Source organism: Kiloniella majae (assembly GCF_002118315.1).
Classification (GTDB): Bacteria; Pseudomonadota; Alphaproteobacteria; order Kiloniellales; family Kiloniellaceae; genus Kiloniella; species Kiloniella majae.
The window spans coordinates 746606-760318 of the sequence record NZ_MTSZ01000001.1; the positions used below are offsets into that span (position 1 = coordinate 746606).

Below are 13713 nucleotides of genomic sequence, written 5' to 3' on the forward strand. Positions count from 1 at the left end.
CTTGTCATCAGGCAAATAATTAACCGGACCAATCAATCTGGCAGATTTCTGCACTACGGCCTTCGAAATCCCACACTCGGCCAAAGGCGCGAACACGCCCTCGGTTTGCTTTGGCAATCGTAACATCGGCACCCATCCAGTATTCTGTATTGGTGACTTTAACTTCCTGTTCTTCATCCTTGCCACCGATGGGTTCGATTTCACCAATGATTTTACGGCCCACAGCGAGGCGGCGTTTATTGCCTTCGGTCTGGTATTCAACAGGTGCTCGTTCTGCCCCTAGAAAGGTTCCAACCAACATGGAAAAAAGACCTGTGGTTCCCCCGGCCTGTCCCGAGAAGATTTTCAAAATCCCTTCATAGGCATCTTCACTGGCCCGCTCATCAATATAGGCCCCAACGGTCCAGTTTCCTCGCCCCATATTGCCGGGAATGTCCAATACCATTCCGACATTCAGGCCAGAAAGATCAGCATCATTGAAATGGCCACTATCAATGCGCACCCCCAACCAGGCCTGACAATAGCCTTCTGTAGGCGGGTGCTTGCCAAGGGATACAACACAGGGACAAAAAACCGTGCAGTTACAGTTCAGTATCAATTCACCCTTGATGGACCAATTTGTATCAGATTTGGCAGACATTGATGTAACTCCGTAATAGATAAACCAAACAAAAAGGGACAACGTTCCAATGAAACTAGGGTCCCAATGAAACTAGTGATCCAGACGAAACCTAGCTAAGTGACAAGACACCGAGTGTCTGTCCTAAAAACAGAAATGCCGCGGCCAACAGAACGATACCCAGCGGTCGAGTGATATAACGACCAATATCAGGTAGCTTTTCGCAGATCATTAAAACCATGGCACCGAACATCCACAGCGGGTTCATCGTGCCACCAACAAAACCGAGAAGCATCAAGGCCCAGCAGCAACCAACGCAGATTGCACCATGATGCAATCCCATTCGATAAGCACCCGCTATACCCGGTTGCCAGCGACCCATAAAATAGGCCATCGGGGAACGGCATTTGCTCAAACAGGCTTCTTTAATCGGAGTGAATTGATAGATACCAGCCAGCGCCAACAGGCCTGTTGTAAGCCATCCAGACAAGCTGGTGCCATCAACGGCAAGCAGATCAAATGTAGCGAGCAGTAGCTGTAATCCCGCAGCCGGAATTGAGAAGCAGATCCAGACAGTCAGATAGCCGCCCAGCAAAGCCCAAAAAGCGCGAGGCGATATCTTGCCATTACCCGCAACCAAAATGTCTTGATAACTTTTCAACATTGGCACGGCGGTCGGTGCCATCATGGCGAGGGACATGATCGACCACATCGCAACAAGACCAATAAAGGTCAGCTCGTTCGTTGCGGTTAAACAGAGAGAAAGCAAAAGATCAGCATTTATGCCTAGTGGCAAAGACGCTTCTGAAGAAGAAGATGACAGATCAAAACCTGAAGAGGGAAAATCACCGCCAGAAAACGAAGTATTACGGATGGCATTGTGTTCTACCGACATCCATAACAAGGCCCACCAAGAAACAATAATGCTAACAAAGAATGTTACCCACGCAACAGCTGGCCCGTAGCTGCCATAAGATTGAGAAAAAGACGGCGTGGTAATTTTTGCTGACATCCAACCGTAACCATTCCAGTAAAATCAGATTTTACATAAATTCATGTACCTCTAAAATTTACCCAAAAACGGATAACAATGTAATACGGGTAATTTTCATAGCATCATTAAAAAATTTGATAATGATACATTCAATGCACCTTCCCCAAACCTTGTTTAACAATTCAAAAAATGCCTTTTTAAACATCCCACTTATTTAAAAATTTTCCATTATGCTTCACGATATTTTTTTAAATTCAAAGGGCTTGAGTATTTATCCTGTGATAGATCCAAATATCAAATAGCTGTTACAGCAGTAACGCGACTCAGAGCCAGTTCGACAATTTTCAAAGCAACGTCGGCGTATGACATATCAGAATTACCATTTTTCTGTCGGCTTTCTGAGCTGTTAAATATACAGGCGCGAGGAAAATAACTGCTGTCCGGTGTCATCCCCGGCATCAGGTTGGCTTCTAGAAAATGAGGTTTACCATAAGAATCAAGCTTGATATCAATTCGACCGAAGTCCTGTGCGCCAAGTTTGGTAAAAACATCTCCCGCCAGCTGGTTGATTTCCGAACGCAAGGGCTCTTCAATCAAGCGGAGACGTTCTTCATTTTGTAATTTGGCTTCGCTTCCCAGTATGCGATCACCTTTACTGTTTTTTGGTGGAATGATTTCCAGCGGCAGAATCATCCGTGTTGTCTTTACCTTGTTATCTAGAACAGCAACTGTAAACTCGCGCCCCGACAACACTTGTTCTACAAGTACCTTAGCTCCAAAGGCAAGAAACAGTTCGGCTAGTTTCAGGCGATAACTTTCAAAATCACGCACGATTGAATTTTCATCAATCCCGTTACCGTTCGCAGCATCAAGTGGTTTGAGAAATAAAGGCAGAGGCAGGGGGAGATGACTTTCGCTCTTGAATTCATCCGGGTGAGCCAGAAAAAATCTGGCCGTCGCAATACCGTTGTTCAACAGAACTGTTTTTGCCTTGCTTTTATTCGAATCAAATTCAAGCGTTTCTCTATCAGATCCAGTAAAAGCAATACCGTGAATAGCAAAGTACTCAGAAAACCAAACCTTATCATTGGCTGTTGTTGCGGGTAAATATTTACTGCACAAAACAACAAGGTCTGGCCTTTCCCTAGCGATTATATCCAACGAGGATTTTGTTGTTACTTCATGAAAAGTCACCCGTTGATAACGCTCACCAAGCGCATTGTAAAAGGCTTTACACGTCTCAAGAGAACCAAAGCCTGTTTCCTTCATACCTTCGGTATTTGTCGCCACAACTGCAATATGTTTTTTTATTTTAGGATCATATGTAATGGGTGTTAATTCCTGCGCATCCGTGCCGATTAACTTCATGATTTTATACCTGTTTTATATCGCTTGGCGTTGCCAAAGCGGCCTTTGTGCAAGTGAGACGACATGCACCATAAGCAAGATTCAGAGAAAAATGACGCCCAATTTTTGATTCATTGAGCGTCGCTATAAGCGTTAATTTTTTTTGCTTCCGGGGGCGTTTTGTTGGAAAAACTACAGCTTCCTAATCCCAACTCACAAACCCCGGATTCCGGCTCTCAGTACCCGGCTTCTCAGTACAAGGTACTTCGGTGAATTATTTGATGTAGCGACTTATCGCAGGATGCATTCTTCACCATTCTTTTCGAACGGCCTGTCACATTCCCAATCTGTACCGAAATAATCCAGATGGGCGTTAGCCGGTAAAGAAACGGGCACACATATTCCTTCCTGTGTTTGATAACCACGTTCACATTTCCAACCGCCATCAAAGGAATCTCCGGTCAAATAAGCATGATCAGGCACGTTGATTTCTTGGCATTTATTGTTGACCTCAATAAAACCGTGCCTGCACTCCCACCCGTTTCCAAAGGACGAATAAGTAAGTACAGCATTTTTTGGGGCAGTAATCATCAGGCAAGAATTTTGGACTTTTCGAAAAGGAGTTTCGCACTCCCATGCGTTCCCCTGACGTACTAGAAAAGCATTTTCTGGAATATCAATAGCCTTGCATAGCCCGTTATTATTTTTCTGGAAGCCACGGTCACATCGCCATTTCTGACCAAACGCATCAAGATAAGCATTTCCCGGAATAACAATCGCGCTGCAAAGTTCGCCTATGGCTTCAAAGCCTCTTTTACATTCCCATCCCTGGCCATAAGGTCGCCCCGTCAGATATGCATTTTTCGGGGCTATAATGGCATCGCAGGCTTCCCCATTTTTACGAAAGCCTCTTTTACATTCCCATCCCCCGACATATGTACTAGCTATTGCATTAAGAGGCATAGGTGATTGTGGTAATTGTGGTGTCTGTCCAATAGCCCTTAGTGGGTAAATTAAACCAGCCACTAAAAGAAGGCATGTCAGTAATTTTTTGAACTGAGAAAGACCGTCAAAATCAGCGGTCAAAAGTCGAAAAGCTTTTTTACAAAAAGCTAAAAATTCGAGCGAACCAATGAAAAAGCCACCCGGAAAAGAGAATAATTCTCTACATTTAATGTGAACACCCCGACCAAAGTCGTTTTAATCAACCTCGATATTATGCACGGCGACTTTACCGCTATCAGGGTCGGTATGTGTATCAAATTTTACTTTTTGCCCCTGTGTCAGGCTTTTAATGTCCGCACGAGAAAGAGCAGAAAGTAAAATACGAACATCCTTCTCGCTATCGTCAGGCTTGATATACCCAAAGCCTCTTTCAGCATTATAAAATTTCACTGTGCCTTTAATCATTGTACCGTTAATCATTTTATTTCCCATTTTTGAAGCAGTAAAAACCACTCTCGAGCTCATGCACGAAAGTTCAGTGAATTATTCAATTTTTAGAATTTTCAGAAATACCCTTCAGGGACCAATGCACAATCAGGCACATTACCTTTCAACGGCCGCAAGGCTTGCTTAGCTATACGTATATGGTGACGATAAAAGTAATTTCAATTGGTACGCAGCTATTTATCTCTCAAAAATAGCTTTTCTCGGCATTCCTGTTCTGCATTCTGGTTTTTCACCTCTACTCCAACCAAGAACGCCTATCACGTTGGAAGCTCCTAGGAAGCAATATCCCGATTGATTTTACGACAGAGAGAACCCATGACACGAGATCTGGCTGATCGAACCTGACGTTGCTTATATTGTTCGTGCGATGCCTCGCCATTGCGGTTGGCCTGATAGCTCTCTTCATCCTGTATCTGGATTTCATAGGGGAAATAAAAACGACGCGGACTACCATCTGTATCTCTGAGCTTAATCCGCTGGCGACAGGTAAACTGCAAAGCGCGATAGCTATCACCACTAAAGACATTATCGCTCATACGCCCCACTTCTTTTGGATACTGCATTTCCTGCAGATCCGCGCTGACCTGTGCCAGATCTTCAACACCTTTCCAGCGTTCTTCGACCCAATCCACGTCTATAAGACTATTGCGAGATCGTGATGGCTTGATATTGGCGAACATCACAACATTATGGTTCCGCAAATAGCAAAGAACCCGAAGTGCATCCAGTGGATAGCGTGTCACCATGCGGATCCCGATCCAGTCAAAGATATCAGCAGCAACATTCTCAGCTTTGTGTAACAGCTTAAGCACCGCAGACTTACGGGATTTGGACGCCCGGCTTTCATATGACATCAGCTCTATATCTCCGATAAATATACCGTTGGATGTATAGCGGATGTGTTGTTCAAAGCGATGAAAGATCTGATCTTGAATTTGACCATGGTAATGTTCGTTAAAAAAGGATCCGCAGTGCGCAAAGGTGTGCATGACACGCAACAAGGCACAGCTCCACTGTGAGCGCTCTGTCGTTTTGGTCTCGGACACCCACATCAACAGATGCAAAATGTTTTCCTGATTGCGGACCTCTGATGGAATTTCTTCATCACTTTCCAACAAAACATCTTCTATAAAATCGATGGCTTCCTGACGGATAGATTCGATTTCCTGACGGTCTTCAAGTTGATCGTAGTCATAACCATAACATTCAAGGAAGGCTTCGCCCTCTTCAAGTGAAGTGACCTGTAATCGCGGGGAATCAATAATGGATTGACCGTTAAGTACCGTCTTTAACGATGCGCCAGCCCAAAGTTTGAGTTCTTCGTTCATTAAATCAGAATTTCCCATATGGATCGACCCACTCGAATAACGCGTTCGGGTAGCCTACAGGTGGGGTAAAAACAAACTGACTTCGCAAGCAAGCGGGTACTTTGACAAATGAAAGCTAAATAAAGATTAAATTTGCTAATAAGTATAAAAGCCCGCCTCTCCAAATTCCCCAGAAGAGCCAATTTCCCCATAGAACACTGATCACTTTTAATAGGGCTCTCTTCATTAAAGAGCCTACTGTTAATCATCCAGTGAAAGAGCTATGTTTTATCTGGTCTAGAGGCAAAAATTTTCAAGCAAAAACAGATCAAAACCCCGTGAACAATTAAGACCCTGTGAACAATCAAGATCAACTATCTAAAAGCTGGACCGTGCACCCACGCAACCAAAGCGTATCGCGTACCCTTTGTCACTGGACGCACCTGATGCTGTATAAAGCTGGAAAAAATGACCGCCGTTCCCTGATCTTTTGGCGCGGCCCAGTCTTTACCTTCGTTATCCACACTCAATTCACCACCATTATAGCTTGCGCCATGACTGAGTTGAATAGAAATGGATAACTTTCGACTAACTGTAGAACCAGAAGCACCAACATCCATGTGCGCACCGTAATGCCCGGCTGGTGCTTTGGGATCTTCCGGTGCATCGTATCTGATTAGCTGCAAACCTTCTTTGAAATCGTCCAGATCAAACTGGAACCAGTCCTGATTAACCCGAGACACCAATCCGGCAAGCTTTTTGAAAACCCATGACGTTTCGACTGTATCATCCAGCCACAAATAGCTGCACTCACGAAGCTTGCTCTTTACCCCGCCAGCCAATTTGGCCTCAGCCACATCAGACGAAGCTTCAAACAGGTCAATTAGCTGCTGACATTCCCTGGGGGACAGTACTTTTTCCCTCACACAGGGACGGGTCATTTTCATAGTAATGAAAGCTCACATTTATAAATAAACGCACAATTCTGTTGTGGATATATCAGCCACAAAACACCCCCAAGATACAAGGGAAAAAATTTAAAAAGAAATTGTATAATTTTGTGGATCTGTGCATCCTCTGTTTTAAAATAATTATCTATTTCAGAGAGATAAGAATAAATCGCAACAACCCATGATTACAAATCAAGTCAATACTTCAAACATAAGAACATAAAAATAATAACAAAGATCAACGATTGGCAGCTAACTTATGATATGCTGCACACGTTAACGACACATTAGTATTTTTCGCCTCAATATTATGCTGTCAGGGGAGTCATAATGAAAAAAATAGAACGGCGAACGTTTTTGAAAGGGGCTGCCGCCCTTTCAGCTGGTGGTATCGTATTCAAGGGTATCACAGACAGCGGTTTCAGTTACGCACAGGAAGTCCTCGCCAGCACGTCACCACTGGGAATTTCTGACGACCTGCGCAATCCACCGGAATTAAGGTCTGTGGACGGACAACTCCGTGCCCAGATATATATGAGTTATAACAAGGTTGAACTTCCCAGTGGCACTGCGCTGTTGCGAAATTTCAACAATAGCCTGCCCGGTCCGACATTACGCATTGATCCCGGCGATACACTCGAACTCGCATTTGAAAATCGCATGCCGGAGAATTCACCGGATCAACCGACCGAAGTGAACATTCCAAATCACTTCAACACCACAAACATGCACTATCACGGGTTTCATGTCAGCCCGAAAGGCAACAGCGATAACGTCTATTTGAATATCGAACCAGATCAGAAGTTTAACTATGTTGTTGAAATACCGGATGATCATCCCGCGGGTAGTTACTGGTATCACCCGCACCGCCACGGATCTGTTTCTGCTCAGGTGGCCTCTGGTGCTGCGGGCATGGCAGTGATCACTGGTACGCTGGATGATGTACCGGAAATCAAAGAAGCGGTTGAACGCGTTCTTGTTATTCAGGCCCCGATCCCCGGGGTTGATGGCATACTTGATGCTGAAGATCCAATCTGGCCCCTTGATGCGGAACGCAACTTTTTGGTCAATGGCGAATACCAGCCTCGGATTTATATCCGTGAAGGCGAAGTTCAACGTTGGCGTATTCTGCATGCTGGTGACGCCCAGTTCTTCCCCTTCAAAATGGACGGATTGGAAATTTATGAAATTGGCCGCGATGGTAACCCGCTGCCCAAAGCCCAGCGTCGCGAGGAGATTCACCTCGCCCCTGGCAATCGCGTTGATATTCTGGTCAAGGCTGTTAAGCCCGGTGCCTACGTTCTTCGCCGCCCGATGTTTGATCAGGGCAAAGCATCTTTGCCGCCCGTGCATCTCGCCAATGTCTTTGTAATCCCCAAAGACGATCCTCGGGTTCCGGCGGGCACGCCCTTTGGGCGGGCTATTCCACAAGGTGATCTGCCAAAAAACAGGATACTTACCGATATCACCGACGACGAATTGACGGGCCATCGCAAGATTGTTCTGGGCGTCGAAGATGTGAAGGGTTTCTTCCACGACACTCTCTTTACCATTAATGGAGAGCCTTTTGATCCACGCCGTGATGACGTGGTCTCCAAGGTTGGCGCAGTCGAAGAATGGACGTTGATCAATACAACGCCTTTCCCGCACCCGATCCATATTCATGTGAACCCTTTTCAGGTGAGATCAATCAATGGTGTTCCTGATCCGGACAAACCCTGGATGGATACTATCGGGGTACCTGCCGCAGGCTCTGTGACCTTCCGGACCCGTTTTCTGGATTTCTCTGGTCGCTATGTCATGCACTGCCACATTCTTCCCCATGAAGACACCGGCATGATGATTAATGTGAATATCGAAGCTTAGATCCGCTCAACGAACTGGATTACTGAACATGACGAAATTAAAAACGATTTACGCCACCAGTGCCCTTTTGGTTGGTGGCATATTCCTAGGGAACACAGTGCTGGCTGATACTCCCGCTCCTACGCCTATTCCAGCGTCAGGCTCGCAATGCCTTTCCTGTCACGGTGAAGACGGGCGCCCCGCCTTGGCTGATGTGCCGATCATCGCCGGACAACAACCGATCTATCTGGCAAATGCCTTGCGCCATTACAAAAACGGACAGCGCACAGGCGGACAGGCCCTCGTGATGCAGGAAATGGTCAAAGACCTTACAGACAAAGATATTGAAGAACTCGCAAAATGGTTTGGAGAACAGAAATGAGAACGTTCCTATTAAATACAGTTGCCGCAGCCACTCTTATTACTCTGTCCCTAACTGGTGCCGTGCAGGCTGACAGCACGACCAAGGCTGATAACAACATCTACCTAACCTCGCCACAGGGTGAGCAACTCTTCCGCGATGCCGAAATTCTGACGGATTACCTAAAACTGGCAAGCTATCTGGAAAGCGAACACATCCTGACTTTCTGTGGCCCCGCCTCCATTGCGGGGGTTATGAACTCACTGGATATTGAACGCCCTGTGCCACCACAGCTTTATCCTTGGCCCCTCTTTACCCAGGTCTCAATCTTCACCCCGGAAAACCAGAAGGTAAAATCCTATGCCATGGTTGAACACGAAGGGCTGGAATTACCGCAAATAGCCCAGTTCTTCATTAACCTAGGGGCAAAGGCAGAGTTTAAACACGCAGATGACTTTGATGAAAACTGGCTGCGTGAAACCATTACCAAAACGCTTGCCGATCCGAACAAACGTTTTGTCGCCAACTATTCACGCAAACCTATCGGTCAAATCGGTGGTGGACATATTTCACCCGTAGCAGCCTATGATGCCGACACGGACCGTGTCCTGGTAATGGATGTTGCCCGCTATAAATACCCGCCAGTGTGGCTCACTATTGCCGAACTATATGGCGCAATGATGGACAAAGATTCCACATCAAACAGAGCACGTGGTGCTGTCATCGTCAGTCAATAGATCAGCACTTGGAGTAGCCTCATTCGCTGGGCAAAAGATCCACCAGCAACCAACTCACAAGGGCACCAAGAGAACCGCATAAAAAAACAAGACCTCTATAGAGGTCGTCAGGAGAAGTCATATGAAACTAAGCAGACGCTCTTTACTGGCTTCTGCAGCGCTGATCCCCTTGGCAGGACAGGCACAGGCGTTAAGTCTGGGGTCGGGTTCTCGGGTATTTAGCGAAGCAGTTCGTCAGATCGGTGGCGTGGTTGATATCGCCGATCATATGGTCCGTGCAGTCGAGACAGAGTTCCTTGCTGTCTATGGACAAGATGCCATGAATACCTTTATCCAGCTGGTTGACGGGCGCTCGATTACCGAGGCCCTGATCAGTGCCAGCGATGACTTCAAGGAACAGACAAAACTAATCGCCCGGGTTCTCTATACCGGCGAAATCACGCGCACAGATGATAAGGGTAACAGCACAACAACTGTCCCGTACTATCCCTGGTCACTGGCCTGGTCATCCCTTGCCTTTGCAAAAGCACCCGGCATCTGCGGGGGGCCTAAGTTCGGGCACTGGACACATGGCCCTATTAAGGGAGGTGTGATGTAATGGCTGAAGAAAACAAAATGAATGCCGATGTGGTCATTATCGGTGCCGGTATGGCCGGCGCACATCTTGCCCGCTCTTTACGCGAAAAAGGCATAGATGTCCTGATTTTGGAAGCCGGGGACAGACGCCCCCGCGGTGACTTCCTCAAAGTTTTCTACGAGAACCCGGTTAAAGGTCCTCAAGCCCCCTACCCAAGCATACCTTCAGCGCCACACCCTGAAGATAACGGCTATGCTGATTTCTATGTTCAAGACAAAGATACATTGAAAGAAAATCTCTTTATCGGGGCTTACTTACGTATCTTTGGTGGGACAACATGGCACTGGACGGGTTTCGCAGATCGCCTGCGCCCGGCAGATTTCCGTATGAAGAGTCTCTATGGCGTAGCCGAAGACTGGCCCATCGATTACGAGCTTCTGGAACCCTTTTACGAAGTTGCAGAAAAACGCTGGGGTGTCGCAGGTGATCCCAACCACGTCTGGGGAGCACCGCGCAAGACACCTTATCAGATGCCACCAATTCCCGAGACTTATCTAGATATACAGGTTACCAAGGCACTCACCAAGATGGGCCTGCATTCGGCGATCTTCTCTCATGCACGTAATTCTGTGATCTATGATAACCGCCCTGTTTGCTGTGGTAACAATACCTGCGTCCCAATCTGTCCTATTGGGGCCAAATACGACGCATCTGTGGATGCACAAAAGGCAGAAGAAGAAGGCGCACGTATAGAGGTCAATGCCCTTGTGACCTTTATGGAAGTTGATAAAGACCAGAAGATCACCCGCGTCAAAGTCCAAAAGCCGGATGGATCAACCTTCTGGGTTGGCGGCAAGGCTTTTGCTCTTTGTGGTCACGCCATCGAAAACCCAAGACTCTTGCTCAATTCCAAACAGGAAAACGCAAGCAAAGGCGTTGCAAATTCATCTGATTCTGTGGGGCGCTATTTGCTGACCCAGGCAAATCAGGATACTACCGGATTTACCCCGGATCCCGTCTTCCCCTATCGCGGGCCACAACAGACCTCTGGTCTCGTCGAGCGACGCGATGGTGAATTCAGAAGCAAGATGGCCGCCATTGGTACATCCTTTATGAATAATGGTTGGTCAGGGAACAGCGATGCTATCAACATGGCCCACGATCTTATTGATCAGGGTGTTGTCGGTGCAGAGCTTTCAAAACAGATTAATGAGAAGGTTTCCCGTCACCTACGCCTGAATTCTTCGGCAGAGGTATTACCGGATCGAAACAATAGGCTTGAACTTTCTGATCAAATGGACACCGCTGGCATCCCCAAACCCAAGATTACCTTCAAGATGGATGACTATACCAAAGAAGGCCTCAAAGTAGGCTTGGACATCAATCTGGAAGTCTTCAAAAACATGGGGGCGACAGAGGTCAAACACAACGATCCTTACCTGTCCAATGCCATCATTGGCGGCACGACACGTATGGGAACCGATGTAAAAACCTCTGTGGTTAATGCTGATCTGGTTGCGCACGATCACGACAATCTTTATATCATTGGCTCCAGCAGTCATGTCACCACTCCGGTTAATGCCCCGTCTCTCACCATTGCAGCGCTTGCCATCCGTGCGGCAGGACACATGGAAAAGAAACTGGCCCAAACACCATAGTTAAGACAAAACAATCGCAGGACAAGTCAGGTACTTGCTCAATGAATAAGGTTTAAACTCAATGAACAAGATATTTGGCGTTGTCAGTCTGGAAATTCTCTCTTTTGTCTTCCTCGGAAACGCATTGAAATCTGTTGTCACCTCGACAGTTTTTGTTTCCGAGGGCGAATTTGCCAGTTTCCTGAATATCTCTGTCGACAAAACCCAAATCCTAGTCGAGTTGCTGATTGGCAGTTCAGTCATGGCACTAGCAGTGGCGCCCTTTTTGCTAACGCGTCAACGGGCACACAAAATTGCATCTATCTCAGCCTTGGTCGCCGCAGGATGCTATGCCGCACTTGGCCTGACCATGACCATGGGGCCAGCTCTTTTTGTCCGTGAGTTAATGGTAATCATCACCTTTGCATTGGGCGGTTTTTTTATCTCTTTCTTTGCCCCCATAGCCCAACTGGCCATCAACGATGTGGAGAACGAACGTGAACGGGTTTTCCTAACCACCGTCTGGACCTCGGCGCAACCCGTTGCTTTTTTGATTACACCACAGTTGGTTAAATACGTTGCGCTGGATATCGGAACTGGAAATTACTTTCTGATTTTTGCCATTTTCCCAATCTTTTACCTGTTTCTCACCCGGACAGTTTTAAAAACCGTCACGGATCAAAACACCCGTCAAACAGTAGAACAAAACAAACCGTTGGAAAGTGGCAGGATTGACTGGCGCACCATTGGCTTTATCATCGTCGCGATAGCAGCATTCGAAGCATGGACCCTGTCCAATTCACTCGCAGGGGTTATATCACCAATAAGTCTTTCGTTAATGGTAGCCTTTTTTATAATTGCGGGAATTTCCGGCCTTTATCTCAAGAGAAAACAACAAAAAACAAAGGCACTCTATAGCTCCGCAACCTCTGTGCCCAAGGGTCTTCCGCCAACGGCGACTTTCATGCTGATTGGCCTTTTTATTATGGAGATTCCCTCTACAGGTTTTTTTGACGGGGCCTATCTTGTCCGGCACCTTTGCGCTCCGGGACTTATCGAAGATCGTGCCTCGTTAGGTGCAGCGGCCCAAATTGCCGCGGTCGCCCTTGGCGGTGCACTTTTTGTCCGTTGGCCTCGTATGATGCCGGCCTTGCTCATTATTGGCATTCTTCTGCTGCTTGTTGGGTCCATTGGCTTTATCCGCTATCCGGACCTGCCAGTTGATGCGGGCTTCTTTTACACGTCCAAGATGATCGCTTCTGCTGGCATGGGGCTTGTCACAACCATCATCGTTGGTGTGGTCATGGCAGAGTGTCGCGGCAACCCGGTTATGGCGCTGTTACCTGCCCTCGTCATCATGTTCGGAACTGAATTTGGACTTGAGATACTGGAAATCGTTTATCAAGGGGCCAAGCTTTATGGCTTGGAAGAAGTCGAAACCTATCGCGCTATCTTTATCGCACAAGTTATCGTCATTGTTTTTGCCTTGATCCCCTGTATCGAAGGTTTGTATCTCAGGCACAAACAGCTCAAAGCTTCACAAATTGCGACGACCTCGTAAGGACCCCGCCATTATGATCGAAGCCTATAAAATCCTCGAAGATACGCCAGAGCGTATAACCTATGAATACAATGCTCTTCTAACCTGGGGGATTTTCGCAGCCCTCGGCATGGGTTTAGCCGGGGTTTTCCTCGGGATATTTTTGTTACAGGTACTCTGCGGTATTGCGATGGTGATTTATCTCTATATCGGCTTCACAAAGGTAAATCCGATTAACAAAAAAGTGCGAAAAGCCCTGCGCGAGGGGACCCTTACTATGGAAGGCAGCAAGTATTCCTTTCAGCGTCCCTTACGCCTGACGATCACACACAGCAACGCAGAGTAAC

General features: G+C 46.9%; 14 protein-coding genes. 7 read left to right on the forward strand and 7 right to left on the reverse strand.

Annotation, left to right across the window (positions count from 1 at the left end):
- Window positions 1–19: 19 nt before the first annotated feature.
- The 7 genes from BKB51_RS03615 to BKB51_RS03645 form a co-directional block, all read right to left on the reverse strand.
- On the reverse strand, window positions 20–640 hold the full coding sequence (locus tag BKB51_RS03615; protein WP_085899721.1) for a DUF1326 domain-containing protein: 621 nt from the start codon (window positions 638–640) through the stop codon (window positions 20–22).
- Window positions 641–731: 91 nt separating this feature from the next.
- The gene (locus BKB51_RS03620; protein ID WP_085899722.1) at window positions 732–1631 is read right to left on the reverse strand and encodes a DUF2182 domain-containing protein; all 900 of its coding nucleotides are present in this window, start codon (window positions 1629–1631) and stop codon (window positions 732–734) included.
- 276 nt (window positions 1632–1907) lie between these two features.
- Window positions 1908–2981 (reverse strand): D-alanine--D-alanine ligase family protein, encoded by a 1074-nt coding sequence (locus BKB51_RS03625; protein WP_085899723.1) that lies wholly within the window; start codon window positions 2979–2981, stop codon window positions 1908–1910.
- A 270-nt stretch (window positions 2982–3251) separates the two neighbouring features.
- The gene (locus tag BKB51_RS03630) at window positions 3252–4046 is read right to left on the reverse strand and encodes a hypothetical protein (protein ID WP_125911775.1); all 795 of its coding nucleotides are present in this window, start codon (window positions 4044–4046) and stop codon (window positions 3252–3254) included.
- A gap of 114 nt (window positions 4047–4160) precedes the next feature.
- Entirely contained in the window at window positions 4161–4385 is a 225-nt protein-coding gene (locus BKB51_RS03635) for a cold-shock protein (RefSeq protein ID WP_245813205.1), read from the reverse strand.
- 299 nt (window positions 4386–4684) lie between these two features.
- Window positions 4685–5740 carry a TIGR04552 family protein gene (locus BKB51_RS03640; protein WP_158090135.1) on the reverse strand — a complete coding sequence of 352 codons (1056 nt, stop codon included), beginning with the start codon at window positions 5738–5740 and terminating at the stop codon, window positions 4685–4687.
- Window positions 5741–6093: 353 nt separating this feature from the next.
- On the reverse strand, window positions 6094–6666 hold the full coding sequence (locus BKB51_RS03645) for a 2OG-Fe(II) oxygenase (RefSeq protein WP_085899726.1): 573 nt from the start codon (window positions 6664–6666) through the stop codon (window positions 6094–6096).
- 333 nt (window positions 6667–6999) lie between these two features.
- On the opposite strand from BKB51_RS03645, the gene BKB51_RS03650 reads away from it, so the two are divergent.
- The 7 genes from BKB51_RS03650 to BKB51_RS03680 all read left to right on the forward strand — a co-directional run bounded on the left by BKB51_RS03650 (window position 7000) and on the right by BKB51_RS03680 (window position 13712).
- Complete coding sequence (locus BKB51_RS03650) at window positions 7000–8535, forward strand: multicopper oxidase family protein (protein ID WP_085899727.1); 1536 nt, start codon at window positions 7000–7002, stop codon at window positions 8533–8535.
- Window positions 8536–8563: 28 nt separating this feature from the next.
- On the forward strand, window positions 8564–8896 hold the full coding sequence (locus BKB51_RS03655) for a c-type cytochrome (RefSeq protein WP_198946617.1): 333 nt from the start codon (window positions 8564–8566) through the stop codon (window positions 8894–8896).
- Window positions 8893–9612: a phytochelatin synthase family protein gene (locus BKB51_RS03660; protein WP_085899728.1), complete on the forward strand. Its 720-nt coding sequence runs from the start codon at window positions 8893–8895 to the stop codon at window positions 9610–9612. The genes BKB51_RS03655 and BKB51_RS03660 overlap by 4 nt, the downstream gene beginning before the upstream one ends.
- Window positions 9613–9733: 121 nt before the next feature.
- Window positions 9734–10210 carry a hypothetical protein gene (locus BKB51_RS03665; protein WP_085899729.1) on the forward strand — a complete coding sequence of 159 codons (477 nt, stop codon included), beginning with the start codon at window positions 9734–9736 and terminating at the stop codon, window positions 10208–10210.
- On the forward strand, window positions 10210–11847 hold the full coding sequence (locus BKB51_RS03670) for an FAD-dependent oxidoreductase (protein ID WP_085899730.1): 1638 nt from the start codon (window positions 10210–10212) through the stop codon (window positions 11845–11847). Before BKB51_RS03665 ends, BKB51_RS03670 begins: the two co-directional genes overlap by 1 nt.
- 61 nt (window positions 11848–11908) lie before the next feature.
- Window positions 11909–13387 carry an MFS transporter gene (locus tag BKB51_RS03675; RefSeq protein ID WP_085899731.1) on the forward strand — a complete coding sequence of 493 codons (1479 nt, stop codon included), beginning with the start codon at window positions 11909–11911 and terminating at the stop codon, window positions 13385–13387.
- 13 nt (window positions 13388–13400) lie between these two features.
- Window positions 13401–13712, forward strand: a complete 312-nt coding sequence (locus BKB51_RS03680) for a hypothetical protein (protein WP_085899732.1) — start codon at window positions 13401–13403, stop codon at window positions 13710–13712.
- The last annotated feature ends 1 nt before the right edge of the window (window position 13713 follow it).

Coding starts and splice junctions, on each gene's coding strand:
- BKB51_RS03615 (WP_085899721.1), bottom strand. CDS start 640: ATGTCTGCCAAATCTGATACAAATTGGTCCATCAAGGGTGAATTGATA.
- BKB51_RS03620 (WP_085899722.1), bottom strand. CDS start 1,631: ATGTCAGCAAAAATTACCACGCCGTCTTTTTCTCAATCTTATGGCAGC.
- BKB51_RS03625 (WP_085899723.1), bottom strand. CDS start 2,981: ATGAAGTTAATCGGCACGGATGCGCAGGAATTAACACCCATTACATAT.
- BKB51_RS03635 (WP_245813205.1), bottom strand. CDS start 4,385: ATGATTAACGGTACAATGATTAAAGGCACAGTGAAATTTTATAATGCT.
- BKB51_RS03640 (WP_158090135.1), bottom strand. CDS start 5,740: ATGAACGAAGAACTCAAACTTTGGGCTGGCGCATCGTTAAAGACGGTA.
- BKB51_RS03645 (WP_085899726.1), bottom strand. CDS start 6,666: ATGAAAATGACCCGTCCCTGTGTGAGGGAAAAAGTACTGTCCCCCAGG.
- BKB51_RS03650 (WP_085899727.1), top strand. CDS start 7,000: ATGAAAAAAATAGAACGGCGAACGTTTTTGAAAGGGGCTGCCGCCCTT.
- BKB51_RS03655 (WP_198946617.1), top strand. CDS start 8,564: ATGACGAAATTAAAAACGATTTACGCCACCAGTGCCCTTTTGGTTGGT.
- BKB51_RS03660 (WP_085899728.1), top strand. CDS start 8,893: ATGAGAACGTTCCTATTAAATACAGTTGCCGCAGCCACTCTTATTACT.
- BKB51_RS03665 (WP_085899729.1), top strand. CDS start 9,734: ATGAAACTAAGCAGACGCTCTTTACTGGCTTCTGCAGCGCTGATCCCC.
- BKB51_RS03670 (WP_085899730.1), top strand. CDS start 10,210: ATGGCTGAAGAAAACAAAATGAATGCCGATGTGGTCATTATCGGTGCC.
- BKB51_RS03675 (WP_085899731.1), top strand. CDS start 11,909: ATGAACAAGATATTTGGCGTTGTCAGTCTGGAAATTCTCTCTTTTGTC.
- BKB51_RS03680 (WP_085899732.1), top strand. CDS start 13,401: ATGATCGAAGCCTATAAAATCCTCGAAGATACGCCAGAGCGTATAACC.